This window comes from Pseudomonas oryzihabitans, assembly GCF_007665395.1.
Classification (GTDB): domain Bacteria; phylum Pseudomonadota; class Gammaproteobacteria; order Pseudomonadales; family Pseudomonadaceae; genus Chryseomonas; species Chryseomonas psychrotolerans_C.
Genome location: NZ_VDND01000001.1, coordinates 15,620 through 41,260, shown reverse-complemented (window position 1 = coordinate 41,260; position 25,641 = coordinate 15,620). Strand labels below are relative to the sequence as shown.

General features: G+C 66.6%; 21 protein-coding genes. 9 read left to right on the top strand and 12 right to left on the bottom strand.

Features of this window, described 5'->3' with window-relative positions:
- Positions 1-10 precede the first annotated feature (10 nt).
- From glgB to FSV73_RS00175, 6 genes are all read right to left on the bottom strand, one after another.
- Entirely contained in the window at positions 11-2,230 is a 2,220-nt protein-coding gene (gene glgB / locus FSV73_RS00200) for a 1,4-alpha-glucan branching protein GlgB (RefSeq protein WP_145002232.1), read from the bottom strand.
- On the bottom strand, positions 2,227-5,556 hold the full coding sequence (gene treS / locus FSV73_RS00195; RefSeq protein ID WP_145002230.1) for a maltose alpha-D-glucosyltransferase: 3,330 nt from the start codon (positions 5,554-5,556) through the stop codon (positions 2,227-2,229). Before treS ends, glgB begins: the two co-directional genes overlap by 4 nt.
- A gap of 139 nt (positions 5,557-5,695) precedes the next feature.
- Positions 5,696-7,699: an alpha-1,4-glucan--maltose-1-phosphate maltosyltransferase gene (locus FSV73_RS00190; protein ID WP_145002228.1), complete on the bottom strand. Its 2,004-nt coding sequence runs from the start codon at positions 7,697-7,699 to the stop codon at positions 5,696-5,698.
- Positions 7,700-8,159: 460 nt separating this feature from the next.
- Positions 8,160-8,984, bottom strand: coding sequence for an ammonia-dependent NAD(+) synthetase (nadE, locus tag FSV73_RS00185; RefSeq protein ID WP_145002226.1), 825 nt, complete (start codon positions 8,982-8,984; stop codon positions 8,160-8,162).
- A complete protein-coding gene (locus FSV73_RS25910) occupies positions 8,981-10,138 on the bottom strand; it encodes a nicotinamide-nucleotide amidohydrolase family protein (RefSeq protein ID WP_145002224.1) in 1,158 nt (385 codons plus the stop codon). Before FSV73_RS25910 ends, nadE begins: the two co-directional genes overlap by 4 nt.
- Positions 10,139-10,140: 2 nt before the next feature.
- Positions 10,141-11,130, bottom strand: a complete 990-nt coding sequence (locus tag FSV73_RS00175) for an XdhC family protein (protein WP_145002222.1) — start codon at positions 11,128-11,130, stop codon at positions 10,141-10,143.
- 141 nt (positions 11,131-11,271) lie between these two features.
- Between FSV73_RS00175 and FSV73_RS00170 the strand changes: the two genes are divergently transcribed.
- The 6 genes from FSV73_RS00170 to FSV73_RS00145 all read left to right on the top strand — a co-directional run bounded on the left by FSV73_RS00170 (position 11,272) and on the right by FSV73_RS00145 (position 17,848).
- Positions 11,272-12,141, top strand: a complete 870-nt coding sequence (locus tag FSV73_RS00170; protein WP_145002220.1) for a Ku protein — start codon at positions 11,272-11,274, stop codon at positions 12,139-12,141.
- An 11-nt stretch (positions 12,142-12,152) separates the two neighbouring features.
- Positions 12,153-14,720: a DNA ligase D gene (gene ligD, locus FSV73_RS00165; protein WP_145002218.1), complete on the top strand. Its 2,568-nt coding sequence runs from the start codon at positions 12,153-12,155 to the stop codon at positions 14,718-14,720.
- A 116-nt stretch (positions 14,721-14,836) separates the two neighbouring features.
- Positions 14,837-15,850: an acyl-CoA dehydrogenase family protein gene (locus tag FSV73_RS00160; protein ID WP_260855998.1), complete on the top strand. Its 1,014-nt coding sequence runs from the start codon at positions 14,837-14,839 to the stop codon at positions 15,848-15,850.
- The gene (locus FSV73_RS00155) at positions 15,838-16,599 is read left to right on the top strand and encodes a PIG-L deacetylase family protein (protein WP_260855997.1); all 762 of its coding nucleotides are present in this window, start codon (positions 15,838-15,840) and stop codon (positions 16,597-16,599) included. The genes FSV73_RS00160 and FSV73_RS00155 overlap by 13 nt, the downstream gene beginning before the upstream one ends.
- A gap of 8 nt (positions 16,600-16,607) precedes the next feature.
- On the top strand, positions 16,608-17,195 hold the full coding sequence (locus FSV73_RS00150; protein ID WP_145002214.1) for a class I SAM-dependent methyltransferase: 588 nt from the start codon (positions 16,608-16,610) through the stop codon (positions 17,193-17,195).
- Positions 17,192-17,848, top strand: coding sequence for a glycosyltransferase (locus tag FSV73_RS00145; protein ID WP_145002212.1), 657 nt, complete (start codon positions 17,192-17,194; stop codon positions 17,846-17,848). The genes FSV73_RS00150 and FSV73_RS00145 overlap by 4 nt, the downstream gene beginning before the upstream one ends.
- A 3-nt stretch (positions 17,849-17,851) precedes the next feature.
- On the opposite strand, the gene FSV73_RS00140 is transcribed toward FSV73_RS00145, so the two are convergent.
- Positions 17,852-18,646, bottom strand: coding sequence for an AraC family transcriptional regulator (locus tag FSV73_RS00140; protein WP_145002210.1), 795 nt, complete (start codon positions 18,644-18,646; stop codon positions 17,852-17,854).
- 76 nt (positions 18,647-18,722) lie between these two features.
- Here FSV73_RS00140 and FSV73_RS00135 point away from each other — a divergent pair, with 76 nt between their 5' ends.
- On the top strand, positions 18,723-19,730 hold the full coding sequence (locus tag FSV73_RS00135) for a bile acid:sodium symporter family protein (RefSeq protein ID WP_145002208.1): 1,008 nt from the start codon (positions 18,723-18,725) through the stop codon (positions 19,728-19,730).
- Between the two features lie 25 nt (positions 19,731-19,755).
- On the opposite strand, the gene gorA is transcribed toward FSV73_RS00135, so the two are convergent.
- Both gorA and galU read right to left on the bottom strand, forming a co-directional pair.
- Complete coding sequence (gene gorA / locus FSV73_RS00130; protein WP_145002206.1) at positions 19,756-21,129, bottom strand: glutathione-disulfide reductase; 1,374 nt, start codon at positions 21,127-21,129, stop codon at positions 19,756-19,758.
- Positions 21,130-21,255: 126 nt separating this feature from the next.
- Positions 21,256-22,086, bottom strand: a complete 831-nt coding sequence (gene galU / locus FSV73_RS00125) for a UTP--glucose-1-phosphate uridylyltransferase GalU (protein ID WP_007161840.1) — start codon at positions 22,084-22,086, stop codon at positions 21,256-21,258.
- A gap of 227 nt (positions 22,087-22,313) precedes the next feature.
- On the opposite strand from galU, the gene FSV73_RS00120 reads away from it, so the two are divergent.
- Both FSV73_RS00120 and FSV73_RS00115 read left to right on the top strand, forming a co-directional pair.
- Positions 22,314-22,808: a hypothetical protein gene (locus FSV73_RS00120; protein ID WP_145002204.1), complete on the top strand. Its 495-nt coding sequence runs from the start codon at positions 22,314-22,316 to the stop codon at positions 22,806-22,808.
- Positions 22,809-22,958: 150 nt separating this feature from the next.
- Positions 22,959-23,336, top strand: coding sequence for a hypothetical protein (locus FSV73_RS00115; RefSeq protein WP_145002202.1), 378 nt, complete (start codon positions 22,959-22,961; stop codon positions 23,334-23,336).
- Here the strand turns inward: FSV73_RS00115 and FSV73_RS00110 are convergent.
- The 3 genes from FSV73_RS00110 to FSV73_RS00100 form a co-directional block, all read right to left on the bottom strand.
- Positions 23,302-23,658, bottom strand: coding sequence for an antibiotic biosynthesis monooxygenase family protein (locus FSV73_RS00110; RefSeq protein WP_145002200.1), 357 nt, complete (start codon positions 23,656-23,658; stop codon positions 23,302-23,304). The two genes, FSV73_RS00115 and FSV73_RS00110, sit on opposite strands and share 35 nt — an antisense overlap.
- A complete protein-coding gene (locus tag FSV73_RS00105) occupies positions 23,655-24,359 on the bottom strand; it encodes a glutamine amidotransferase-related protein (protein WP_145002198.1) in 705 nt (234 codons plus the stop codon). The genes FSV73_RS00110 and FSV73_RS00105 overlap by 4 nt, the downstream gene beginning before the upstream one ends.
- Positions 24,360-24,536: 177 nt before the next feature.
- On the bottom strand, positions 24,537-25,574 hold the full coding sequence (locus tag FSV73_RS00100; protein ID WP_145002196.1) for an NADP(H)-dependent aldo-keto reductase: 1,038 nt from the start codon (positions 25,572-25,574) through the stop codon (positions 24,537-24,539).
- Positions 25,575-25,641: the final 67 nt, after the last annotated feature.

Genomic DNA, 25,641 nt, shown 5'->3' with positions numbered 1-25,641 from the left:
ACCTTGCGGCTCAGTCCTGTGGCTTGAAGACCAGCAAGCCGAGCGGCGGCAGGGTCAGGCTGACGGAGGCCGGCTGGCCGTGGGCGGCGATCTCCTCGGCGGTCACGCCACCGCCATTGCCCAGGTTCGAGCCGCCATAGCGCTCGGCATCGCTGTTGAAGATTTCCTTCCAGTGACCCAGCGCGGGCACGCCCAGGCGATAGCCCTGACGGGGCACCGGGGTGAAGTTGGCGACCACCAGCAGGGGCCGCTGCTGGGCATCGCGGCGCAACCAGGCGAAGACGCTGTTGCCGTTGTCGTCGCCCACCACCCAGTCGAAGCCCTCGGGCAGGTGGTCACGCTCGTGCAAGGCGGGCTCGTGGCGGTACAGGCGGTTGAGGTCCGCCAGCAACAGTTGCACGCCGCGGTGGGTGCCGTGCTCGAGCAGGAACCAGTCCAGCTCGCGGTCATGGCTCCATTCACGCCACTGGCCGATCTCGCAACCCATGAACAGTAGCTTCTTGCCCGGGTGGGTCCACATGAAGCTGAGGTAGTTGCGCAGGTTGGCGAACTTCTGCCAGACGTCGCCCGGCATCTTTTCGATCAGGGAGCCCTTGCCATGCACCACCTCGTCATGGGAGATGGGCAGCACGAAGCGTTCGGACCAGGCGTACACCAGGCCGAAGGTCATCTGGTGGTGGTGGTACTGGCGATACACCGGGTCTTCTTCCACGTAGTGGAGGGTGTCGTTCATCCAGCCCATGTTCCATTTGAAGTCGAAGCCCAGGCCGCCTTCGCTGACCGGCGCACTGACGCCCGGCCAGGAGGTGGACTCCTCGGCGATCACCAGGGCACCCGGCGCCTCCTCGTGGACCACCTCGTTGAGGTGGCGCAGGAAGGCGATGGTCTCGAGGTTCTCGCGGCCGCCGTGGATGTTGGGGATCCATTCGCCATGCTTGCGCGAATAGTCGCGGTAGAGCATGGATGCCACCGCATCGACGCGCAGGCCGTCGATGTGGAAGTGCTTCAGCCAGTGCATGGCCGACGCCAGCATGAAGCCATGGACCTCGTGGCGCCCCAGGTTGTAGATATAGGTGTTCCAGTCCTGGTGGAAGCCCTCGAAGGGGTGCTCGTATTCGTAGAGCGCGGTGCCGTCGAAGCGCGCCAGGCCGTGTTCGTCGGTTGGGAAATGCGCCGGTACCCAGTCGAGGATCACGCCGATGTCGGCCTGGTGGCAGGCGTCAACGAAGGCGGCGAAGTCGGCCGGGGTGCCAAAGCGCGAGGTCGGCGCGAATTGCCCCAGCGGCTGGTAGCCCCAGGAGCCACTGAAAGGATGCTCCATGATCGGCAACAGCTCGATATGGGTGAAGCCCATCTCGTGGACGTAGGGAATCAGGTGCTCGGCCAGTTCGCGCCAGTTGTACAGCCGCCCCTCGTCCCCGCCCTCGCGGCGCCAGGAGCCGGCATGCAGCTCATAGACCGAAATGGGCGCTTCCACGCCCTGCCGCTCGCGGCGGCGGGCCATCCATTCCTGGTCGTGCCAGCTGAAAGGTTTGTTGTCGGCCACCACCGAGGCGGTACGCGGCGGCAATTCCGCCGCCAGGGCGATGGGATCGGCCTTGAGCGGCAGCACGCCATGCTGGCCGAGGATCTCGTACTTGTAAGAGGTGCCAACCGGCAGGCGCGGCACGAACAGCTCCCAGACACCGCTATTGGCGCGTAGGCGCATGGGCAGGCGGCGCCCGTCCCAGCTGTTGAAGTCGCCCACCACCGAGACCCGGCGGGCATTGGGGGCCCAGACGGCGAAGCGCACGCCGTCCACACCGTCCACCTGGCAGCGCTGGGCGCCGAAGGTCTCGCCGAGGTTGCGATGGCGGCCTTCGTTGAACAGGTAGAGGTCGGTCTCCCCCAGCAGCAGGCCGAAGGAATAGGGATCCTCGGTTTCCTGCACGCCGCTGGGCCAGCGGATCACCAGCTTGTAGGGCGCGGCATAGTCCAGCCGCGCGATGAACAGCCCGGGCACCCGCCCGGGCTGCATCTGGGCCAGCGGCCGACCGCTGACGCGATCGACCAGTTCGACCCCCAGGGCGCTGGGCAGGAAGGCGCGGACGATCAGGCCCTCGCCGTCCGGGTGGGGACCGAGGATGGCGAAGGGATTACCGTGCTCGCCGCGGGCCAGCGACTCGGCCTCGGCGGCGGATAGCCGGGCGTCGTCCAGCGGGGCGACGGCGGCTGGGGTGTGATCGGTCATGCGCGGGCTCCAGACAAGAGGGTCTCGACGATGGCAGCGAGGCCACGTAGCGGGATGTTGATCCAGGTGGGTCGATTGGCAGCCTCATAGCCTATCTCATAGACCGCCTTCTCCAGGCTGTAGAGATCCAGCGCCGCCTGCTCGCCGCGCTCGCCCCACTGGTGGCCGATACCGGCCGCCGCGGCGCGATAGCCTTCCAGGAAGGCGGCATAGGAGGCATTGCGATAGGTCTCTGCCGCCTTGGCACGCAGTTGCAGGTGCTCTTCCGAGGTATCCGCGCCGGCGTTGCTCGACTGGGTGACCATGGCCGCCGCGTAGTCGAAGGACCGCAGCACCCCGGCGACGTCCTTGTGCGGACCGTACTTGCCACGGCGCTCTTCCAGCGACCGCGCCGGCTCGCCTTCGAAGTCGATGAGGATGGCGTCGTCCTGGGCGACCAGCACCTGGCCCAGGTGCAGGTCGCCGTGCACACGGATGCGCAGACCGCCTTCGACATCCGCGGCCAGGGCCTCGATGCGCTTGGCCAGGGCCTCGCGCTTGCCGACCAGGCCCTGCAGCAGCTCCTTGCCAGTGGCGTCGAGCTTGTCGCTCAGGCCTTGCAGGGTGTCCAGGGCACCGTCCACCTGGAGGCGAACGCGATGCGCCAGGTCCTTGGCCGCCTGGGCGTCCACGGTTTCGGGCGCGAAGGCCGCGTCTTCGGTGGGCTGTGCCAGCACCAGGTGCATCTCGCCAAGGCGCTTGCCCAGCACGCCGGCGAAGGCCGCCAGATCGCCCATGGCGGTGAACTCGTTCTCCACGGCGGAAATGCCGCCGCTGAGCAGGTCACGGGTGACGCGATCCAGTCCGTCCAGACTCCAGGTCCAGGCATCGCCCTGGTTGTGAATGTGCTGCTGGACCAGCATCAGCACGTGCGGTGTGCCATCCGCGCCGATGCGCTGGGCCACGGCATGGGTTGCGGCGATGTTGGCGAACCCGGCCTGAGCCAGGTAACGACCCATTTCCACTTCCGGATGGATCCCCGGCGCCACCTTGCGGATCAGCTTGAGCATCAGGTGATCGCCGACGATCAACGAGCTGTTGGACTGCTCGACGCCCAGGTGCTTGATCTCGATGTCCGGATCCAGCGCGAAGTCCTCGGGCTGGTCGTAGACCTCGAAGCTCAGCTCGCCGGAAGGCGAAGCGATCCTGGCGCCCTTGCGGAAGGCGTCGAACACGCCATGCACGAAGCTGGTCAGGGCGAAGGCATCGGTCACCAGGCCCACGCGCCGCACGTGGCGGATGCGCGACAGCGCCAGCTGGGTGGCCAGCGGACTGCAGTGCTGATCTTCCTCGGCAAGGAAGCCCAGGGGCAGCGCATAGCGCTCTTCGCCCTTGGCATTGGTCACCACCACTTCGCTGAACATCACCGGCAGCTTGGGCGTGTTGATCTGGGCCGCATAGTCCAGGCGCACGCTGGTGATGGCTTCGTCCTTGGAACCGAACCAGCGACGCTTGGGCAGGTAGACCGGCAGCACCTCTTCGAAGATGCGGCGCGGCTCGCCCTCCAGCAGTTCCTGCAGGTGGCGCTTGATGACCACCGTCTGGTAGTCGGGCATGGGCGCCGGCGGCTCGGTGTGCCAGGCGGGCATCTGCTCGTTGCCGGCCAGGAAGAACCAATAGAAGCCATAGGGCGGCAGGGTCAGCATGTAGGGCAGTTGGCCGATGGGCGGGAAGGCGCTGCCACCGATCATCTCCACCGGCACCTGGCCGGCGAAGCTGGATAGGTCCAGTTCCACCGCCTGGGCGGCACGCGACACGTTGGCCACGCAGAGAATGGTCTCGTGCTCGCCCTGGGCGTTGGTGAAGTCGCGCAGGTAGGCCAGGATGCGTCTGTTGGTGGGCGACAGCATCTTCAGGGTGCCGCGGCCGAAGGCCTTCTGCTGCTTGCGCACGGCCAGCATGCGCCGGGTCCAGTTGAGCAGCGAATGCGGATCGCGGGACTGGGCCTCGACGTTGATCGCCTGGTAGCCATAGAGCGGATCCATGATCGACGGCAGCACCAGGCTGGCTGGGTCGGCGCGGGAGAAGCCGCCGTTGCGGTCGACCGACCATTGCATCGGGGTGCGCACGCCATCGCGGTCGCCCAGGTGGATGTTGTCGCCCATGCCGATTTCGTCGCCGTAATACATCGTCGGCGTACCGGGCATCGACAGCAGCAGGCTGTTGAGCAGTTCGATCCGACGGCGGTCGCGCTCCAGCAGGGGCGCCAGGCGGCGGCGGATGCCCAGGTTGATGCGCGCGCGGCGATCCGAGGCGTAATAGTTCCAGAGATAGTCCCGCTCGCGGTCGGTCACCATCTCCAGGGTCAGTTCGTCGTGGTTGCGCAGGAAGATCGACCACTGGCAGTTGGCCGGGATCTCCGGGGTCTGGCGCAGGATGTCGGTGATGGGGAAGCGGTCTTCCTGGGCGATGGCCATGTACATGCGCGGCATCAGCGGGAAGTGGAAGGCCATGTGGCACTCGTCGCCATCGCCGAAGTACAGCTGGGTGTCTTCCGGCCACTGGTTGGCCTCGGCCAGCAGCATGCGGTCGGGATAGTTGGCGTCGATCTCGGCACGGATCTCCTTGAGCACCGCGTGGGTCTCGGGCAGGTTCTCGTTGTTGGTGCCGTCGCGTTCCACCAGGTAGGGAATGGCGTCCAGGCGCAGGCCATCGACGCCCATGTCCAGCCAGTACCTCATGATGGAGATCACCGCCTTCATCACCTGGGGATTGTCGAAATTCAGGTCCGGCTGGTGCGAATAGAAGCGGTGCCAGAAGTACTGGCCGGCCACCGGGTCCCAGGTCCAGTTGGACTTCTCGGTATCGAGGAAGATGATGCGGGTGCCATCGTATTTCTGGTCGTCATCGGACCAGACGTAGAAGTTGCGCGCGGCCGAGCCCTTCTTGGCGCGGCGGGCACGCTGGAACCAGGGGTGCTGGTCGGAGGTGTGGTTGATGACCAGCTCGGTGATCACCCGCAGGCCACGGGCATGGGCTTCGGCGATGAAGCGCTTGGCGTCGGCCATGGTGCCGTAGTCGGGGTGGATACCCCGGTATTCGGCGATGTCGTAGCCGTCGTCGCGACGCGGCGAGGGATAGAACGGCAGCAGCCAGATGGTGTTCACGCCCAGGCTGGCGATGTAGTCCAGCTTGTCGATCAGGCCGGGGAAGTCACCGATGCCATCGTTGTTGGAGTCGAAGAACGACTTCACGTGCACCTGGTAGATGACCGCATCCTTGTACCACAGGGGATCGTCGATGAAGGCAGCGGGCTTGCGGGAACGAGCTTTGTTGGGTTTTGCCATGTCGTCGGGTCCTTAACAGGGCGTCTGAATCGGAGACGTATACCGGTCGTCCATGCCGCCCGGTGGTGGTGACGGGTCTCGCATCTGGGCGGGAAAGGCTGTCCCCTCCCGCCCAGGCGCGGCCGCTCTGCAGATAGCGTCAGTGGGCCGGCTGGATGCGCCAGATGCCGAAGGGCATCGAGGGTTCCAGGCGGGTCCACTGGGTCTTGCCGTGCCAGGCCCAGCGGTGGCCGGTCATCAGGTCCTCACCATGGGTGGTGGCGTGATCCTCGAGGCCGAGCTCCCACAGGGGCAGCTCGAAATGGCCTTCCTGGGCATTGAAGGGATCGAGGTTGATGGCGACCAGGATGAAGTTGCCCAGGTCGTCGGTACGCTTGCCGAAGTACAGGATCTGGTCGTTCCAGCAGTTGTAGAACTCCAGGCCCAGATGGGTCTGCAGCGCCGGATTCTGGCGGCGGATACGGTTCAGCTGGGCGATCTCGCCCATGATGTTGCCCGGCGCATAGAAGTCGCGCGGCCGCAGCTCGTACTTCTCCGAGTCCAGATACTCTTCCTTGCCGGGGGTGAGGGGCGCGCCCTCGCAGAGTTCGAAGCCGGCGTACATGCCCCAGAGGCCGGAGCCCATGGTGGCCAGCGCGGCACGGATCAGGAAGCCCGGGCGGCCGCTGGTCTGCAGAAAGGTCGGGTTGATATCCGGGGTGTTGACGAAGAAGTTCGGCCGATAGCAATCACGCAGGGGCGCCTCGTTGAGCTGGGTGAAGTACTCGGTCAGCTCGGCCTTGGTATTGCGCCAGGTGAAGTAGGTGTAGCTCTGGCTGTAGCCGACCTTGCCCAGGCGCGCCATCATCGCCGGCTTGGTGAAGGCCTCGGCAAGGAACATGACGTCGGCATCGCGCCCGCGGATGTCCGCGATCAGCCATTCCCAGAAGGGCAGCGGCTTGGTGTGGGGATTGTCGACGCGGAAGATCTTCACACCCTGCTCCACCCAATGCCAGACCACGTCGCGCAGCGCCAGCCAGAGGTCCGGCACGGCGTCCTTGGCGTAGAAGTCGACGTTGACGATGTCCTGGTACTTCTTCGGCGGATTTTCGGCATAGCGCATGGAGCCGTCCGGACGCCAGGAGAACCAGCCCGGGTGCTCGCTGAGCCAGGGATGATCGGGCGAGCATTGGATGGCGAAGTCCAGGGCGATCTCCAGGCCGTGGTCGGCGGCCGCTGCCACCAGGGCGCGGAAGTCTTCCAGGGTTCCCAGCTCGGGGTGCACGGCATCGTGGCCACCCTCGGGGCTGCCGATGGCATAGGGGCTGCCCGGTTGGTCGGCGCCTGCGCCCAGGGTGTTGTTCTTGCCCTTGCGATGCGCCAGGCCGATCGGGTGGATCGGCGGGAAGTAGAGCACGTCGAAGCCCATGTCGCGTACGCGCGGCAACTCGCCGATCACGTTGCGGAAGGTCCCGTGGCGCTGGGGATCGTCGGTGATGGACCGTGGGAAGAGTTCGTACCAGCTGGCGAATTCGGCGCGCAGCCGTTCAATGTCCAGCGGGTATTCGATGCTATGGGTGAGGTGCTCGTAGGCATCCGCCGGCGCCATGGCCTGGCTCGCGTCGGCCGCCAGTAGCACGGCGACCTTGTCACCCTCGCTGCTCGCCTGGTCCAGGCGCTGCAGCAGCGCCTCCAGCGGACCACGCTGCTCGCCTTCGGCGCGGGACAGCGCCTGTTCAACGTGTATGCGACCTTCCTGCAATTCCAGATGCAGCGGTACGCCCGCGGCGTACTTCTTCTCGATCTCGTACCTGTAGGTACCCCAGACATCCCACCAGGCCTGGACCACGAATTCATAGCGGCCCACCACCGGCGGCGTGAAGCGGCCGCGCCAGAGGTCATTGGTTTCCAGCAGCAGCGGCACCTGTTGCCAGTTCTCATCACCTTCCTGGCGCCAGAGGATGGCCGCGGCCAACTTGTCGTGGCCATCGGCGAAGATCTTGGCGGTGACTTCGACGGCCCGGCCAGCGATGCCCTTGGCGGCGAACTGGCCATTGTCGACAGCCGGGGTCACCGCCTCGATGGCGATGCGCGGCGTCTGGGCGGCAGTGGCGGGATCGAGGGAAAGCGTGGAAAACGAACCGGGGAGATCGGTGTTCGACATCGAGCCTGACTCCATCTTGAGACGCGTGAAAGGCCGCAGCGCCCGAGCGCTACGACCTTGGTCTTGAACCCGCTACTGCCTGGCGTACCGCCGGGGGTGGTCTGGCTGACGGGTCCGAAGCCTTGGCCTGGACCCGGAAACCTGGCCGTTCGAACCCTCTCGGATCGCCCCGGCCGCACCGCTACCGGCGTCGCTCGTGCGGGTCTGTCTGAAAGAGTCTGAACGCTGCCGCTGCGCAAAAGTTCAGCCGCCAAGCAACCGACAGCGCCACGCCAAATCGAATCTTATTCGTTTATTTTCAATTATTTATAATAGATATCTAAAGTTGTTTATCACACGCTCGCCCGTGAGACTTGGAACCTCATCCCAAGTCTCAAGAGCGGCTCACCGCTCCTCCCTCATCGCCTTTTTATTTTATAAATAACCTTACCTAATAATCCTAAGCTACTGTTTTATATCGCTAAGGCGTATAGGGAAGATCGCGCTTGTGCGCGCTGCGGCGATAGGTGTTGAGGATGATCTCCAGCGTTGCCGGGTTCACCGGCTTGCCTTCCAGGAAGTCGTCGATCTCGGCGTAGGTGATGCCAAAGGCATCTTCATCGGCCTTGCCGGGAGACAGGGATTCGAGGTCGGCGGTGGGTACCTTGTGCACCAGCGCATCCGGCGCGCCCAGCCACTCGGCCACGGCTCGCACCCGTCTCTTGTTGAGGCCATGCAGGGGGGTGAGATCGCAGGCACCGTCGCCGAACTTGGTATAGAAGCCCATCAGCGCCTCGGCGGCATGGTCGGTACCTATCACCAGGCCGCGCCGGGCTCCCGCCACGGCGTACTGGGCGATCATGCGCTGACGCGCCTTGATGTTTCCCAGGGTGAAGTCCTCGTGCAGCTCGTCGTCGAAGGCCACCTTGGCCTCGCGTACCGAGGCGAGCATGGCGTCGCTGGCCGGCTTCACATTGACGGTATGGGTCTCGTCGGGCTGGATGAATTGCAACGCCCGCTGGGCGTCCTCTTCGTCCCGCTGCACGCCATAGGGCAGGCGCATGGCGATGAATCTCAGCCGGGCATTGCCGCTCTCCTCCCGCGCCCGCTCCACCGCGAGCTGTGCCAGGCGGCCGGCGGTGGACGAATCCACTCCGCCGCTGATGCCGAGGACGTAGCTCTCCTGGCGACTGCCGAGCAGGTAATCCTTGAGGAACTGGATCCGACGTTCAGCCTCCGCGGCCGGGTCGAAATGCTCGGGCACCTGCAGGGCCTGGATGATCTCGCGCTGCTGGACGTCGGTCATCGGGCGTTCTCCTCGCGTTCGCGTTCAAGACGTTGATGGTAGGGGACCACGCCTGCCAGGCTGTGCCGGGCCGCCGCCAGCTGGACGGCTTCGCGGTCACCGGAAAAGTGTCGGGTTTCAGCATAGAGCACGATGTCGTCGGCCACCCGATAGCCCCAGGCGAAACAGACGGTGCCCTGGGGGATACCGTCGGCACCTCCCGGCCCGGCCAAGCCGGTGTTGGCGATGGCGACCTGGGCCGGGCTGTCGCGCAAGGCTCCGGCAGCCATCTCCCGCGCGACTTCCTCGCTGGTGAGGTTGTAGCGCTCGATGGTCTCCGCCTTCACCCCCAGCAGGCGCTGCTTGGCTTCCGGGGAGTAGACGACGTAACCGGATTCGATGCAGCTGCCGCTGCCCTGCACTTCGGACAGCAGCCCCACGACCTTGCCGGCGGTACAGGATTCCGCCGTGGTCAATTGCAGTTCCTGGGCCTTGAGATAGTCCAGCATGGATTCGATGAGGTTCATGGACGTCTTCCACCACACAGCTTTCACCCCCCTTGGAAGAGCGGTGAATTGGGGAAGTTCTCGCCCCGTCGCAGCGGTTTTCTCCAGGTCGGCCGGGGTGTCGATGTCGAGCTGGATGCCAGCGTCGGCGACCTCCAGCTCTAGCACCGGCGCCTCGCGCAGCAGCCGTTTCGCTCCCTCGTCGCCACCCAGGTCACCCAGCGCAGCGGCAAAATTCCGACCAAAGAGCACGGGATGGCCGCGCCGGCCGGCGTGCATCGGCACGACGATGCGCTCGGCCTGGTAGTGCTCCAGCAACAGCTGCGCCGTGGCGGGCTGCACGAACGGCATGTCCCCCAGGGCCACCAACCACCCCGCGGCACTAGACGTCGCCCGTACCGCGGCGGCCAGGCTGTCGCCAATGCCGGTCGTGGGCAGGCTCAGGACCGGCAGCCCTTCCCGGCGCGCCAATTCCGCGCGCCAGGGGAAATCACTGGAGACCACCGCCAGGCAAGGCAACCCGAGACCGCGCCAGAGGCGAAAGGTCGCCTGCAAGACACCGAGGTCGGAACAGCCCGGGAGTGCCGCCTGCAACTTGTCGCCCCCACCCGCCGCGCGGAACCGGCGACCGGCACCGGCCGCCAGGATGAGGATCTGTACCGGTGCCACCCTCAGGCGACCTGCTCCACGGCCACCAGGGCCCGCTTCTTCTGGGTCAGGGCGATGCCGTTCTTTACCGCCACCACTTCGGCCAGCAAGGACAGGGCAATTTCCGGCGGCGTATGGCTGCCGATGTGCAGGCCGATGGGTCCGTGCAGGCGATTGATGGCCGCCACCGGCACGTCCAGCTGCAGCAGCCGCTCGCGGCGCTTGTCGTTGTTGCGCAGCGAACCCAAGGCACCGACATAGAAGGCAGCGGATTGCAGCGCGGTCAGCAGGGCCAGGTCGTCCAGCCGCGGGTCATGGGTCAGGGCCACCACGGCGGTGCGCTCGTCCGGGCGGATCGCCAGCACGGCATCGTCCGGCATGCCGGGAATGAAGCGCGCCGGGCGGTTCGCCCAGTCCTGGCGGAATTCCTCGCGGGGATCGCAGACCAGCACCTCGAAGTCGAGCATGGCCGCCATGTCGGCGACATACAGCGACAGCTGCCCGGCACCGATCAGCAACAGGCGCCAACGCGGGCCATGCACCAGGCGCAGGCACTGCTCGTCCAGGCTGACGGGCTGGTCCTGGGTCGCCGGCGAGATCCGCACCCGGCCGGTGGCCAGGTCCAGCTCGCGCAGCGCCAGCTCATGGCTCTCGCACCGTTCCAGCAACAGCGCCACCCACTGCCAGTCGTCCACCCGCTCCTGCACCAGGCGCAGGGTACCCCCGCAAGGCAAGCCGAACCGGGCGGCTTCGTCGCCGGAGACGCCATAGGTGATCACCTCGGGGCGCTCGCCCGCGAATTGGCCGGCGTGCAGCCGGGCGATCAGGTCGTCCTCGATGCAGCCGCCGGACACGGAGCCGCAGACCTGGCCGTCGCCGCGCAGCGCCAGCATGGCACCCGGCGGCCGTGGCGAGCTGCCCCAGGTCTGGACCACGGTGAACAGGCTCACCCGGTGTCCCGCCTGACGCCAGGCCACCGTCGTGCGCAAAACTTCTTGATCGACACTGTCCACGCCTCTTCCCCTCTACCCTGCGCCTGCGGCGGCAAAATCGTCGTTCGGGGGTAGAACCCAACAACGGAGCGGGGTTCCCCGGGGCGGAACCCCGTGGATCGCCGGCCTATCCATAGGGGACACCCCTCCTGGAGAACGCCCATGCCCCGCTCGATCTGGAAAGGCGCCGTCAGCTTCGGCCTGGTGCACATCCCCGTCTCGGTCGTCTCGGCGACCCGGCAGTCGGTCATCGACTTCGATTGGCTGGACGACCGCAGCCTGGATCCGGTGGGCTACAAGCGCATCAACAAGACCACCGGCAAGGAAGTGCCCAGCGAGCACATCGTCAAGGGCGTCGAACATGGCAAGGGCCAGTACGTGGTGCTCAGCGACGAGGAGATCCACAACGCGCTGCCCGAGGCCACGCGCACCATCGATATCCTGACCTTCGTCGAGGCACGGGAGATTTCCATCCTGCATTTCGAAAAACCCTACTACCTGGCGCCGGACAAGAACGGCGAGAAGGTCTATGCGCTGCTGCGCGACACCCTGAGCGCCGCCGGCAAGGTCGGCGTGGCCAACGTGGTCATGCATACCAAGCAGCACCTGGCGGTGATCATGCCGCTGGGCGACGCCCTGGTGATGAACACCCTGCGCTGGGCCGACGAGGTGCGCTCCGCCGAAGACGTGGGGCTGGAAGGCCTGGACGCCAAGGTTACCAAGAAGGAAGTGGACATGGCGCAGCGCCTGGTCGAGGACATGACCGAGCAATGGGACCCAAGCCAGTACCACGACACCTTCAAGGACAATGTCATGGCCCTGGTCGAACGCAAGCTCAAGGACGGTAAGCTCGAAGCCGTCGCCGAGGAAACCGCGGACGAAGACAGCGGTGCGGAGGTCATCGACCTCACCGAGCTGCTGCGGCGCAGTCTCGGCGGCAAGCGCAAGGATAAGGAGCCGGAGCCGCCCAAGAGCAAGGGCGCCAGTCGCCGGCGCAGCGCGAGTTCCAGTCGCACCCGTAAGGCCAAGTGAGGAGCGCCGCCATGGCCAGCTCGACCAGCGAGTACAACCGGAAACGCAACTTCGCCATCACCGCCGAGCCCCGCGACGACGACCGTCCGCGCACGCGTAAGGCCAAGGGCGCCCTGGGCTTCGTCATCCAGAAGCACGACGCCCGCCGCCTGCACTACGACTTCCGCCTGGAACTGGAAGGCACCCTCAAGAGCTGGGCGGTGCCCAAGGGCCCCAGCCTCGACCCCGGGGAGAAACGCCTGGCGGTGCAGGTGGAGGATCACCCGCTCGCCTACGGCAGCTTCGAGGGCAACATTCCCGAGGGCCAATACGGTGCGGGCGACGTCATTGTCTGGGACCGCGGCGAGTGGCAGGCCGACGGCGACCCGGCGGCAGGCTATGCCGCCGGCAAGCTCAAGTTCGAACTGCGGGGCGAAAAGCTGCGCGGCCACTGGACCCTGGTGCGTACCCGGCTGCAAGGCCACAGCGACAAGCCCCAGTGGCTGCTGATCAAGGAGCGCGACGACGCGGCCCGGGATACCGCGGACTACGAGGTGACCGCGGCCGAACCCGACAGCGTGCTGAGCGACAAGACCCTGCCCCGCCTGGCCTCTGCCAAGGCCAAGACCCCGGCCACAGCCAAGGCAGCCAAGGCAGCCAAGGCGCCGGCGTCCAAGAGCAGCGCCAAGGCACGCAAGGCCAAGCTGCCCGAGACCCTGGACGTCGAGTTGGCGACCCTGGTCGATGGCCCTCCCGCCGGCGACTGGCTCTACGAGGTGAAATACGACGGCTATCGCCTGCTCGCCCGGCTGGACGGCGACGAAGTCCGCCTCTTCACCCGCAGCGGCAACGACTGGACCGCGCGCCTGCCGGAACAGGCCGCGGCCCTGGCGGCTCTCGGCCTGGACAACGCCTGGCTGGATGGCGAGATCGTGGTGAACGACGCCCGGGGCGTGTCGAGCTTCCAGGCCTTGCAGAACGCCTTCGAAACCGGCAAGGCCACGCGAATCACCTATTACCTCTTCGACCTGCCCTACCTCAATGGCGCGGATCTGCGCGACGTCCCGGTCGAGCAGCGTCGCGAGCTGCTGGGCAAACTCCTGGAAGAACGTAACGACAGTGACCTGCTGCGCTTCTCCGCGGCCTTCGAGGTGCCGGCCGACCACATCCTCGCCAGCGCCTGCGAACTCGGCCTGGAAGGGGTGATCGGCAAGCGCCTCGGCAGTCCCTATCGCTCCCGGCGCAGCAAGGACTGGATCAAGCTCAAGTGCGCCCATCGCCAGGAATTCATCATCGTCGGCTACACCCCGCCCAAGGGTGGCCGCCAGCACCTGGGCGCCCTGCTGGTGGCGTTACATGATGACCAAGGCCAGCTGCATTACGCCGGCAAGGTCGGCACCGGCTTCACCGCGGCGCAGCTCAAGCAGCTGCACGAGCGCTTCCAGCCGCTGATCAGCGACCAGCCACCGGTGGTGGATCCGCCAAAGGGCGCGGCCTACCGCCAGGTGACCTGGCTCAGGCCCGAGCAGCTGTGCGAGATCGCCTATGCCGAGATGACCCAGGATCGCATCGTGCGCCAGGGCGTCTTCCACGGCCTGCGCGAAGACAAGCCGGGCCAGGAGATCGGCCTGGAACAGGCGCAGCCGGCCCAGGCAGCCGAGGCGTCCAGCGCTACCGCCACGCGTAGACCTAGTAGCAAGCAAAGAGACGCCGAGGTGGCCGGCGTCCGCATCAGTCATCCGGAGCGGGTGATAGACGCGGCCAGCGGCGCGCGCAAGCTCGATGTGGCGGGCTATTACGCGGCCGTCGCCGATTGGATCCTGCCGCACCTTGCCGATCGGCCGGTGGCCCTGGTGCGTACCCCGGAAGGCATCGCGGGCGAGCAGATATTCCAAAAGCACAAGCAGACCCTGGCCATCCCCCACATCCGCGAACTCGACCCGGCGCTGGATCCCGGCCATGCGCCGCTGATGGTCATCGACAGTCGCGACGCCCTCATCGGCGCGGCCCAGATGGGTACCGTGGAATTGCACACCTGGAACGCCACCGCCGACCGCATCGAGCGTCCTGATCGTTTCATCCTCGATCTCGACCCCGATCCCGCCCTGCCCTGGTCGCGCATGGTGGAGGCGGCGGAACTCACGCTCACCCTGCTCGACGAACTGGACCTGCAGGCCTTCGTCAAGACCAGCGGCGGCCGTGGCCTGCACTTGGTAGTACCGCTGGATCGCCGCCAGGACTGGGACACCGTCAAGGCCTTCGCCCAGGCGGCGGCCCAGCACCTGGCCAACACCCTGCCCAAGCTGTTCGCCGCCAAGATGGGTGCCCAGAATCGCCAGGGGCGGATCTTCGTCGACTACCTGCGCAACCGCCATGGCGCCACCACGGTTAGCGCCTTCTCCCTGCGCGCCCGTCCGCAGCTGGGTGTTTCCGTACCCGTAGCCCGCGGCGAGCTGGCTGCGCTGGAGCGAAGCGACCAGTGGCGCTTCGACACCCTGCTGCAACGGCTCGAAGGGCTCAAGGACGATCCCTGGCAAGGTTATGCCAAGGTCCGGCAGGGCCTGACGGCAGCCCGCCGCAAGCGACTCGGCGCCCCCTAGGGCGGCGCCTGCCGTCGGCAGCGCAGTGGCGCTGCGAAACCCGGTGTCCTCGCCCGTGGTCTGCACTTACGAGCGTTGTCGTGGACAGCGCCGTCGCCAGCCACGGGATGGAGCCGATGTCGATCGATCTGGATAGCCTTCAGGACACCCTGGACGAGTGGGCCTATGACGAGGTCACTCCCGCACTGCTGCACCAGCGTCTGCAACTGCTCAACCAACGCGGTCTCGACCGCCTGCCCCTGCCTGGCCAGGGGCAGACCCTGGAGCGCTGGCGTGCCCTGGCCAAGGTGGCCAACCACGACCTGGGCCTGGTCAAGCTGTACGAAGGCCATACCGATGCCCTGGCGATCCTCGCCGAGCTGGATGGCTTCAACGCTCTCCCCGACAGCCTCTGGGGCGTCTGGGCCGCCGAGCCGCCGGACGCCCGCCTGCTGGTGAGGTACAGCATCGACAGCATGGTGACCCTGCACGGCCGCAAGTCCTGGTGCTCGGGCGCGGCCCTGGTCAGTCATGCCTTGGTCACGGCCTGGATGGACGACCATCCGATGCTGGTGGCGGTGGAAATGAACCAACCCGGCGTCGAGGTCACCCAGGACGGCTGGCGCGCCATCGGCATGCAGGCCACCGGCAGCGTCGATGTGGTCTTCGACGGTGCCGCCGCTGTGCTGGTCGGCGCCCCTGGGCGCTATCTGCATCGCCCCGGTTTCTGGCACGGCGGTGGCGGTATCGCCGCCTGCTGGTATGGCTCGGCGACGGCCCTGGCCAATACCCTGCGCGCCTATTGCAAGCGCCATCGCGAACCCCATGCCCTGGCCCACCTCGGCCACGTGGACGCTGCCCTGCTCGGCGCCGCCACCGCCCTGCGCCAGGCCGCCGACTGGATCGATCGTAACCCCACCGCCGATGCCCGCTATCCCATCTGCCAGCTCCGCGCGCTGGTCGAGCAATGCGCCGAGATCGTCGTGCGCCACACCGGACGAGCCTTCGGCGCTGCCCCCCTGTGCCGCGACGCCTATTGCGCCCGCCATATGGCGGACCTCCCCGTCTACCTGCGCCAGAGCCACGCCGAGCGCGACCTGGCGGTCCTGGGTGATCTCAATCTGCTGGAGGGTGCCCCTTGGCAACTGTAGGTGATCGTCAGATTCAAGGCGCGGGCACCTCGCCCGAGGCCTGGGCCCAATGGGCCGGCTTCAAGAGCATGCCGACGGTGGCTGCCGCCCAGCTCGTCCCGCCCGGCCAACGGGCCGTGGTCGTCGCCCCGCACCCGGACGACGAGATCCTCGGCTGTGGCGGCCTGCTGTGCCTGCTCGGTGAACTGGGGCGCCGCCTGGCCCTGGTGGCGGTGACCGATGGCGATGGCAGCCATCCGGACTCCAGCCTCTGGCCGGCTAGTCGCCTGCGCAACACCCGGCCCCTGGAAACCCGCGAGGCCCTGCGCCGCTTGCACCTGGAGCGTGCCACGGTTACCCGGCTGGCGATTCCCGATGGCCAGGTGAGCGAGCAGGAAACGCTCCTCCAGCAACGGTTGCTCGATTTCATCACGCCGGATGACGTGGTCTTCGTCACCTGGCGGCTGGACGGCCATCCGGACCATGAGGCGACCGGTCGGGCGGCAGTGAAGGCCTGCCAAGAGCGCGGCGCCCGCTGCATCGAGGTGCCCATCTGGACCTGGCACTGGGCGGCGCCCGGTGATCCCCGGGTGCCCTGGGAGCGCGCCTGCCGGCTGGAGCTGAACGAGGACGTGCTGGCACTCAAGAAGCAGGCAGTGAACGCCTTCGGCAGCCAGCTCAACGCGGACACCAGCACCGGTCAGGGCCCCATCCTGCCGCCCACGGTGGTCGCCCGGCTGACCCGCGCCTGGGAGGTCTACCTGACGTGACGGTCTCCATGAGCTACTTCGACTCCCTCTATGCCAACAATGCCGATCCCTGGGACTACCGTCATCGCTGGTACGAAGCACGCAAGCGCGACCTTACCCTAGCCATGCTGCCCCATCGGCGCTATGCCCGGGGCTATGAGCCGGGCTGCTCCACGGGTGAGCTGTCCCGTCGCCTGGCCGAGCGCTGCGATCGCCTGCTGGTCAGCGACGGCAATGCCTCGGCGGTGGCTACCGCCAGCGCCCGGCTGGCCGACCAGCCACAGGTCGAAGTCCGCCACCTGCTGCTCCCCGCGGCCTGGCCGGAGGGAGCCTTCGACCTCATCGTCATCAGCGAGATCGGCTACTACCTCGGCGAAGCCGGCCTCGCGGCCCTGCTCGACCATGCCTACAGCGCCCTGGCACCGGGCGGGGTCCTGCTCGGCTGCCACTGGCGGCACCCCATCGAGGGCTGCGCCCTGACCGGTGACCAGGTCCACGAGCGCCTCGCCGCCCTGCCCGGCCTGCACCGCCTCAGCCACCTCGAAGAATCCGATTTCCTCCTCACCCTCTGGTCTTCCGACCCCACCTCCGTCGCCCGCCGGGAGCAGCTTCTATGATAGGTGCCGTGATACCTGCCCATAACGAAGAGCAACATGTGGAACGCTGCCTGCAGTCGGTACTGCGCGCCGCCAGGCATCCGGCGTTGCTGGGTGAAGACGTCGAGATCGTCATCGTGCTGGACAGCTGCACCGATGGCACCGCCGATATCGTCCGGCGGCTGCCGGTGACGGCGCTGGAAGTCTGGGCCTGCAACGTGGGACTGACCCGCGCCACCGGGGCCGCCCATCTGATTCAACGCGGCGCGCGCTGGCTCGCCTGCACCGACGCCGACTCCGAAGTGGCGCCGGACTGGTTAGCCGCGCAGCTCGCCTACGGCGCCGATGCGGTTTGCGGGGTGGTCGAGGTGGACGACTGGACGGTGCACTCCCCCGGCCTGAGGGCCCGCTACGAGGCGGCCTACCATGACCGCGAGGGACACCAGCACATCCACGGCGCCAACTTCGGCATCTCCGCCGCGGCCTATCTGCAAGCGGGTGGCTTCCCCGCCATGACGGTGGACGAAGACGTCAGCCTGGTCACGGCGCTCCAGACCCAGGGGGCCCGCATTGCCTGGAGCAACAGTGTCCGGGTGCGGACCAGCTCGCGTCTGGATTGCCGCGCCCGCGGCGGCTTCGGCGACTACCTGAGCCTGCTCGGCGCCACCGCCTGAGGCCTAGACGTCCTGCGCGAAGGTCCCAGGGGTAGTGCCGAACTGCCGGCGGAAGGCGGCGATGAAGGCCGATGGCGAGTTGTAGCCGCAATCCAGGGCCACCTCGGTGACCGAGACTCCCTGCTCCAGCCGCTCCAGGGCGCTGATCAGGCGCAGCCGTTGCCGCCAGCTGCGAAAGGTCAGCTCGGTGTCGCGCAGAAAGGCCCGGCTTAGGGTCTTTTCCGAGGCGCCTACCACCTTCGACCACTGTGCCAGGGTGCGGTCATCCGCGGGGCTGGCCGCCAGCGCCTCGCACAGCTGGCGCAAACGGGCATCCTGCGGCGCCGGCAGCGACAGCCCTACCTCGGGCGCCGCCTGCAGCTGATCCAGCATCACCGACACCAGCCGTCCTTCGGCGCCTTGCTCGTCGTATTCCCGCGCGAAGCCGCTGAAGGTCTTGATCAGCTCGCGGATGAGGCCGCTGACGACCACCACCCGGCAACGCTCCCCGACGTAGGGCGCCGCCTCGGCGCTCACATAGAGGCTGCGCATCTCCGCCTTTGGTGAGGACCGCACCTGGTGCTCCACATCGGCGGCGATCCATACCGCACGCTGGGGCGGCGCCACGTAGCTGCCCTCGGCGGTGGTCACGGTGAGTACACCGCGGATGGCATAGGACAGCTGCCCCCAGGGATGGCGATGCCAGGGGGTCCAGGCAGGTTGCACCAGGGATTCGACGCGGGCATAGAGCCGGCGTGGCAGGCTGGCGAGGGCGGGGACGGAGCGTTCGACCGCACTCTGTCCGTTCGACGACATCATTGGGGCTTTTCGCGTTAGTCGGCTAGATTAGGGAACGATAGCCTTGTGGCTATCCCACGACAACCCGAGAGAGACCATGGCTCGTCCCCGCCTGATGCCCGACAATTTCACCCTGCTGCTGGTGGCCACGGTGATCCTCGCCAGCCTGCTGCCCTGCCGCGGCCTCGCGGCCCAGGTCGCCAACGTGGTGACCAACATCGCCATCGGCCTGCTGTTCTTCCTGCACGGGGCGAAGCTGTCGCGCCAGGCGCTGGTGGCCGGCATCACCCACTGGCGGCTGCACCTGCTGGTGTTCGCCTTCACCTTCATCACCTTCCCGCTGCTAGGGTGGGCCCTGCGGCCGCTGCTGGCGCCCCTGGTCACCCCGGAACTCTACCTGGGCGTGCTGTTCATGTGCGCCCTGCCGGCCACGGTGCAGTCGTCCATCGCCTTCGTCTCCATGGCGCGCGGTAACGTCTCGGCCGCGGTCTGCAGTGCTTCGCTGTCCAGTCTGATCGGTATCTTCCTCACGCCGCTGCTGGTGCGCTTGCTGCTCGATGCCCATGGCGCGTCGGACGGCCAGAGCACCCTCGACGCCATCGTCAAGATCTGCGTCCAGCTGCTGCTGCCCTTCATCGCCGGCCAGTTGCTACGCCCGGTGATTGGCACCTGGGTGGACCGGCACAAGGGCAAGCTGAAGTTCGTCGACCAGGGGTCGATCCTAATGGTGGTCTACACCGCCTTCAGCGCGGCTGTGATCGAAGGCCTCTGGCGGCAGACGCCGATCCTGTCCCTGGTCGGCCTGGTGTTCATCTGCGCCACCCTGCTCACCCTGGTGCTGCTGGCCACCCGCTACAGTGCGCGGCTGCTGGGCATGAGCAAGGAAGACGAGATCACCGTGGTGTTCTGCGGCTCCAAGAAGAGCCTGGCCACCGGCGTGCCCATGGCCAAGGTGCTGTTCGCCGGCAGCACCATGGGGCCGGTGCTGCTGCCGATCATGCTGTTCCACCAGATCCAGCTGATGGTCTGCGCGGTGCTGGCCCAGCGTTACGCCCGGCGCGAGGCGGTCGCCGCCACCCCGGTCGCCGCGCCGCTGGCCAAGTGATACCCGCGCGGACGCGAGCGCGGCGCTAAGGCGCCGCGTCCTCGTGGACCGGCTTGCGCATCGTCACCCATTCCTCCGCCGCCGTGGGGTGGATCCCCAGGGTGTCGTCGAAGCAGGCCTTGGTCGCGCCGGCCTTGAGAGCGATGGCCAGGCACTGGATCTGCTCGCCCGCATCCGGGCCGACCATGTGGCAGCCCAGCACCTGGTCACTGTCGGCATCCACCACCAACTTCATCAGGGTACGCTCGGTGACGTCGGTCAGGCTCAGCTTGGTCGGCCGGAAGCTGCTCTGGAAGATCTTCAGCCGATGGCCGCGCTCTCGCGCCTGCTCCTCGCTCAGGCCGATGCTGGCCAGGTTGGGCAGGCTGAAGACGGCGCTGGCGATGAGGTCGTAATTCAGCGGGCGGTAGCTTTCCGGATCGAACAGATGGCGCGCCAGGGTCATGCCCTCGGCCAGGGCCACCGGGGTCAGCTGTACCCGGCCGATGACATCGCCGATGGCGAAGATCGACGGCTCGGCGGTCTGGAAGGTCTCGCCGACCTCGATGAAGCCGCGTTCGTCCAGGGCGACCGCGGTGTTTTCCAGGCCCAGGTCGTCCAGCATCGGCCGCCGCCCGGTGGCATAGAAGACACAATCGGCTTCCAGGACGCGACCATCCTTCAGGGTCACCTGCAGGGTGCCGTCCGCGGCCTTGTCGATCCGGGCGACGTCGGCATTGAACTGCAGGTCGTGACCGCGCTTCTGCATCTCGTCGCGCAGGTGCTCACGCACGCCCCGGTCGAAGCCGCGCAGGAACAGCTCGCGGCGATACAGCAGGGTGGTCTTGGCGCCAAGGCCCTGGAAGATCGAGGCGAATTCCACGGCGATGTAGCCACCGCCCACCACCACCACCCGCTTGGGCAGCTCCGGCAGGTAGAAGGCCTCGTTCGAGGTGATGGCGTGCTCGCGGCCGGGGAAGTCCGGTACGTCCGGCCAGCCGCCGGTGGCGATGAGGATACGCTCGCAGCGGTAGCGCCGACCCTCGACCTCGACGGTATGGGCATCGAGGATGCGCGCATGGGCTTCCAGCAGGGTGACCCCGCTGTTGACCAGTAGCGCCCGGTAGATGCCGTTCAGGCGGCGGATCTCGTGATCCTTGCTCGCCACCAGGGTGTTCCAGTCGAATGCCGGTACCTCGGCATCCCAGCCATAGCCACGCGCCTGGCGGAATTCGTCGCGGAAGGAAGCGCCGTAGATGAAGTATTTCTTGGGCATGCAGCCCACATTGACGCAGGTGCCACCGAGGTAGCGGCTTTCCGCCACCGCCACCCGGGCACCGAAGTCGGCGGCGAAGCGCGCGGCGCGCACCCCGCCCGAGCCGGCGCCGATCACGAAGAGGTCGAAATCATAGGTCGTCATGGAACACTCTCTTGGTTTCTGCTGGCGCCAGCATAACGCAAGCCGTCGCCCGCCACGGCCGCCGGAAGTCGAACGCCGAAAACGACAAGGCCACCCGTAGGTGGCCTCGTCGACTGTACGAGGGGCTTACAGCGCCTTGTACAGGTTCTCGAAGCAGAAGTTGGTGGCTTCGACGAAGCCTTCCGCGCTACCGCAATCGAAACGCTGGCCCTTGAACTTGTACGCCAGCACGCAACCGTCCTGGGCCTGCTTCATCAGGGCGTCGGTGATCTGGATCTCGCCACCCTTGCCCGGCTCGGTCTGCTCGATCAGGTCGAAGATGTCTGGGGTCAGGATGTAGCGACCGATGATCGCCAGGTTGGAAGGGGCATCTTCCGGCTTGGGCTTCTCGACCATGTTGTTCACGCGGTAGATGTCGTCGCGGATCATCTCGCCGGCGATCACGCCGTACTTGTTGGTCTCGTTGGCCGGGACTTCCTGGATGGCCACAATGGAGCAGCGGAACTGGTTGTAGAGCTTGACCATCTGCTTGAGGACGCTGTCGCCTTCCAGGTTCAGGCAGAGGTCGTCCGCCAGCACCACGGCGAAGGGCTCGTCACCGATCAGCGGGCGGCCGGTCAGGATGGCGTGGCCCAGGCCCTTCATCTCCACCTGGCGGGTGTAGGAGAAGGTGCAGTTGTCGATCAGCTTGCGGATGCCGACCAGGTACTTTTCCTTGTCGGTGTTCTTGATCTGGCTTTCCAGCTCATAGCTGATATCGAAGTGGTCTTCCAGCGAACGCTTGCCACGACCGGTCACGATCCCGATCTGATGCAGGCCCGCCTCCAGCGCTTCCTCCACGGCGTACTGCACCAGAGGCTTGTTCACGATGGGCAGCATTTCCTTGGGCATGGCCTTGGTCGCTGGGAGAAAACGAGTGCCATAGCCGGCTGCCGGAAACAGACATTTGGTGATCATGGGAGTCCTTTGATCTGTACGTGAAGGCAAAACGAACGGCGGTCTATCCAGCCGCTTGTCGCATACAATGCCCGAAGCGCGCGATGCTGGAAATAGCCAGGCATGGGCGCTCAGTGGACGTGCGGATACGACTCCAGGATTACCCTCCGGTTCTGCGCAAAGCGCCAAAGAACTGCTATCGTCCAAAGTTTGGAAACAGCGTCACGACTCCGCGGATAGATCTCGACATGAAGAAATGGATGCTCCCCCTGCTGTGTGTCTCCCTCGCTGGCTGTTCCCTCGGGGGTCAGCACGAGGTCGCGGACAGGGACCCGCTCAGCGCGGAGCAGACCACCCTGCTGCGCCAGAACGACCTCCTGCAGGCCAAGCTGCTGGTCTTGGGCGGTAGCGAAGAACAGCTCAAGCTCGCGGATGCCCTGCTGCTGCGCAACGGCGGCAGCAGCGCCGATGGCGAGGTGGAGTTCTACCGGGCGGTGGTGGCCATCAAGCAGGGCCCCCAGACCGATGACGTGCTGGAACTGCTCCACGCCTCGGCCAGCCGCCGCTATCCCCTGGCCTTCGCCATGCTCTATCGCCTCTACACCGATCCCTTCCTGGTGACCGAGGCCGATCCCATCCAGGCGCAGACCTACAAGAGCGCCTATGCCGATCTCGCGGTGGCCAAGAGCGGCTACCCGTCCTTCGACAAGGCCGTGGAAGTCACCCGTCAACTGGCGCCCTGATCCGTCCTCTCTGGCCGGCGCCTTTGCGTCCGGTCACACTCTGGAACGGGTAAATGAGCAGCCGTTGACCTTTCATTCATCCGAATGATGTCAATTGGCCGCCTGACGGTAGCATCGAGGCTCTCCTGCCCTACCGCCAGAGCCCTTTCCATGTCGACGCTTGGAAAAAACCTGTCACCCGAGCTGGTCGCCGTCCGGACGGTCACCCAGCGTCTCGTCCTGCTGCTGATCGGGTTCTTCGCGCTGGCCATCCTGCTGACGCGGCTGCCCACCTTCATCAATGCTTCCAGTGGCCAGACCTGGGAAATCCGCGGCGGCCAGATTCCGCTGATGCAGAACCCGGCGATGCCCGAACGTAGCGTGGTGGCCAACCGTCAGCTGATCGCCCTGCTGAGGCCGGGTGATCGCATCATCGTCCTGGACAGCGCCCCCTTCCGCCCCTGGAAGAAGGTCATGCTGGTCGGTGAAGACAGCCGGGTCGGCTGGATCCGGGTCACGCCGGCGCTGGGGGCGATCCGTCTGCAGTGACGCCTTGACCGGCGCGGCTCGACAGCAGGCGCATGACCCGGGTCTCGTGCCAGCGATACCAGCACGCCTGGCCCAGCCGCTGCGCCTGCCGATGTTCCGGATGGGCACCCCAGGCCGCCACCGCGGCCTGGTCGGTCCAGTAGGACAGGGTGATGCCCAGGCCATCGGCGCCCCGCACCGATTCCATGCCCAGAAAGCCTGGCTGCGCCTGCGCCAGCTCCACCATTCGCGCAGCCATGGACTCATAGTCGGGATCGTCGTCTGCGCGTTGCGAGATGAAGGCGATCACCACACAGTCCTCGGGCAACTCCGGCGGCTTCATGTCCCCAGGCTACGCGCCGCGCCCACGGCTTCCAGCCAAGCGCGCACCGCCGTGGGGACCCGACCGGCAAGCGCCTCGCGCTCGGGCTGATAGAGGGTGCCGAAATAGCAGGGATGGGTCGTCAGTTCGAAGGCCGCGGGTAGTCCTTCTTCATCCCAGGCGAGTACTCGCCAGCCAGCGGCGAGCAAAGCCGGCAGATAGACGGGATTCACCCCGAAGCGACAGCGATAGGTGGCCTCGACCCATTCGGCGCCGGCCGCCTCCGTCAGGCGCGACCCTGGCAGCAGTCGGAGTTGATTCTGCACCTCGATGCGGGCGCAGCTCAGCGGCGTGAGCACCGCGCAGCTGGCCAGCGGATCGTCTTCACCGTGGGCGGCGTCCGCCCAGCCCAGCGCGGACTGGACGTATTCCAGCAGCGCGTACTGCAGTCCGCCACAGGTCCCCAGAAAGGGAATCCCCTGTTCGCGGGCCGTGCGCAGGGTCGCCAGCACCCCTTCACGATGGCGATAGGGACTCCCGGGCACGCACCAGAGGCCGTCGCAGTCGCCAAGGGCGCCATCGGCCGCTACCGTCGGCAGCCAGCGTGTCCGCAGCGTGACCCCCAGCGCCGTGGCGGCTAGCGCTAGGGCCTGGGGGATGGCTTGGTGGGCCACGATGAAAGGGTCCTGGTCACCCAGGAGCACGAGTTCGTACGACGTCATGACGGACACCTGCAAGCGTGGAAGGTCCGACCGACTCTAGGCCCTTGGGGCCAGGGTTTTAATAGGCGTCGCGGACAGCAGCGCTTGCGTCCCTGCGCTGTCGGTTATGGCCGCCTTGCGCCAGGCGCCAGGAAACGCCCGGTACCGCGACTGTACCGGGCGCCGGCTACCACGCGATCAGGGCGCCGGATTGGGCTGGCCGAGATGGATCGCCTCGATGGCGCCCAGCGTTTCATCGTCGAGCTCCAGCTCGCTGCTCGCCAGGTTGCTTTCCAACTGGGCCAGCGAGGTGGCGCCGATGATGTTGCTGGTCACGAAGGGCCGGCTGGTGACGAAGGCCAGGGCCATCTGCGCCGGATCCAGGCCGCGTTCGCGCGCCAGCTCGACATAGGCCTGGGCGGCCCGCTGCGCCTGGGGATTGCTGTAGCGCTGGAAGCGCTCGAACAGGGTCAGCCGCGCACCGGCCGGACGCGCGCCATCCAGATACTTGCCGGCCAGGACGCCGAACGCCAGCGGCGAATAGGCCAGCAGCCCGACCTGCTCGCGAATGGCCTGCTCGGCCAGCCCGACCTCGAAGCTGCGATTGAGCAGGTTGTAGGGATTCTGGATCGACACCACGCGCGGCCAGCCACGGGTCTCGCTCAGGTGCAGGAATTGCTGCACGCCCCAGGGCGTTTCGTTGGACAGCCCCACATGGCGGACCTTGCCCGACCGCACCAGGTCGTCGAGCGCCTCCAGGGTCTCCTCGATGGGGGTGAAGGCCTTGTCATCGTGCACATAGCCCAGTTGGCCGAAGAAATTGGTCCGTCGATCAGGCCAGTGCAGCTGGTAGAGATCCAGGTAATCGGTGTTCAGCCGCTTGAGACTGGCCTCCAGCGCCGCGGTGAGATTGGCCTTGGTGAAGGCCAGCCCGCCCTCGCGGATGTAGTCCATGTCGCGGCCGGGGCCAGCCGCCTTGCTCGCCAGCACCCAATCGGCGCGATCCCCATGCCGGCGGAAATAATTGCCGATGATGGTCTCGGTGCGGGTATAGGTCCCGGCCCGCGGCGGGACCGGGTACATCTCGGCGGTATCCAGCAGATTGACGCCGGCCGCCTTGGCCGCGCGAATCTGTTCGAAGGCTTCTGCCTCGGTATTCTGCTCGCCCCAGGTCATGGTACCCAGGGAAATGGCGCTCACCTTCAGCTCGGTTCGGCCCAGGGATCGATAGTGCATGGCAAGCCTCTTGGTTGGTGAAAAAGCGCAACGTTAGCAGGACTCCCAAGCGCAGCCCAACTCGTCT

Coding starts and splice junctions, on each gene's coding strand:
- FSV73_RS00115 (WP_145002202.1), top strand. CDS start 22,959: ATGTCGACGCTTGGAAAAAACCTGTCACCCGAGCTGGTCGCCGTCCGG.
- galU (WP_007161840.1), bottom strand. CDS start 22,086: ATGATCACCAAATGTCTGTTTCCGGCAGCCGGCTATGGCACTCGTTTT.
- FSV73_RS00140 (WP_145002210.1), bottom strand. CDS start 18,646: ATGATGTCGTCGAACGGACAGAGTGCGGTCGAACGCTCCGTCCCCGCC.
- nadE (WP_145002226.1), bottom strand. CDS start 8,984: ATGACCGACGTCCAGCAGCGCGAGATCATCCAGGCCCTGCAGGTGCCC.
- FSV73_RS00170 (WP_145002220.1), top strand. CDS start 11,272: ATGCCCCGCTCGATCTGGAAAGGCGCCGTCAGCTTCGGCCTGGTGCAC.
- glgB (WP_145002232.1), bottom strand. CDS start 2,230: ATGACCGATCACACCCCAGCCGCCGTCGCCCCGCTGGACGACGCCCGG.
- FSV73_RS00145 (WP_145002212.1), top strand. CDS start 17,192: ATGATAGGTGCCGTGATACCTGCCCATAACGAAGAGCAACATGTGGAA.
- FSV73_RS00120 (WP_145002204.1), top strand. CDS start 22,314: ATGAAGAAATGGATGCTCCCCCTGCTGTGTGTCTCCCTCGCTGGCTGT.
- FSV73_RS00160 (WP_260855998.1), top strand. CDS start 14,837: ATGTCGATCGATCTGGATAGCCTTCAGGACACCCTGGACGAGTGGGCC.
- FSV73_RS00190 (WP_145002228.1), bottom strand. CDS start 7,699: ATGTCGAACACCGATCTCCCCGGTTCGTTTTCCACGCTTTCCCTCGAT.
- FSV73_RS00150 (WP_145002214.1), top strand. CDS start 16,608: ATGAGCTACTTCGACTCCCTCTATGCCAACAATGCCGATCCCTGGGAC.
- treS (WP_145002230.1), bottom strand. CDS start 5,556: ATGGCAAAACCCAACAAAGCTCGTTCCCGCAAGCCCGCTGCCTTCATC.
- ligD (WP_145002218.1), top strand. CDS start 12,153: ATGGCCAGCTCGACCAGCGAGTACAACCGGAAACGCAACTTCGCCATC.
- FSV73_RS00135 (WP_145002208.1), top strand. CDS start 18,723: ATGGCTCGTCCCCGCCTGATGCCCGACAATTTCACCCTGCTGCTGGTG.
- FSV73_RS00110 (WP_145002200.1), bottom strand. CDS start 23,658: ATGAAGCCGCCGGAGTTGCCCGAGGACTGTGTGGTGATCGCCTTCATC.
- FSV73_RS00105 (WP_145002198.1), bottom strand. CDS start 24,359: ATGACGTCGTACGAACTCGTGCTCCTGGGTGACCAGGACCCTTTCATC.
- gorA (WP_145002206.1), bottom strand. CDS start 21,129: ATGACGACCTATGATTTCGACCTCTTCGTGATCGGCGCCGGCTCGGGC.
- FSV73_RS00100 (WP_145002196.1), bottom strand. CDS start 25,574: ATGCACTATCGATCCCTGGGCCGAACCGAGCTGAAGGTGAGCGCCATT.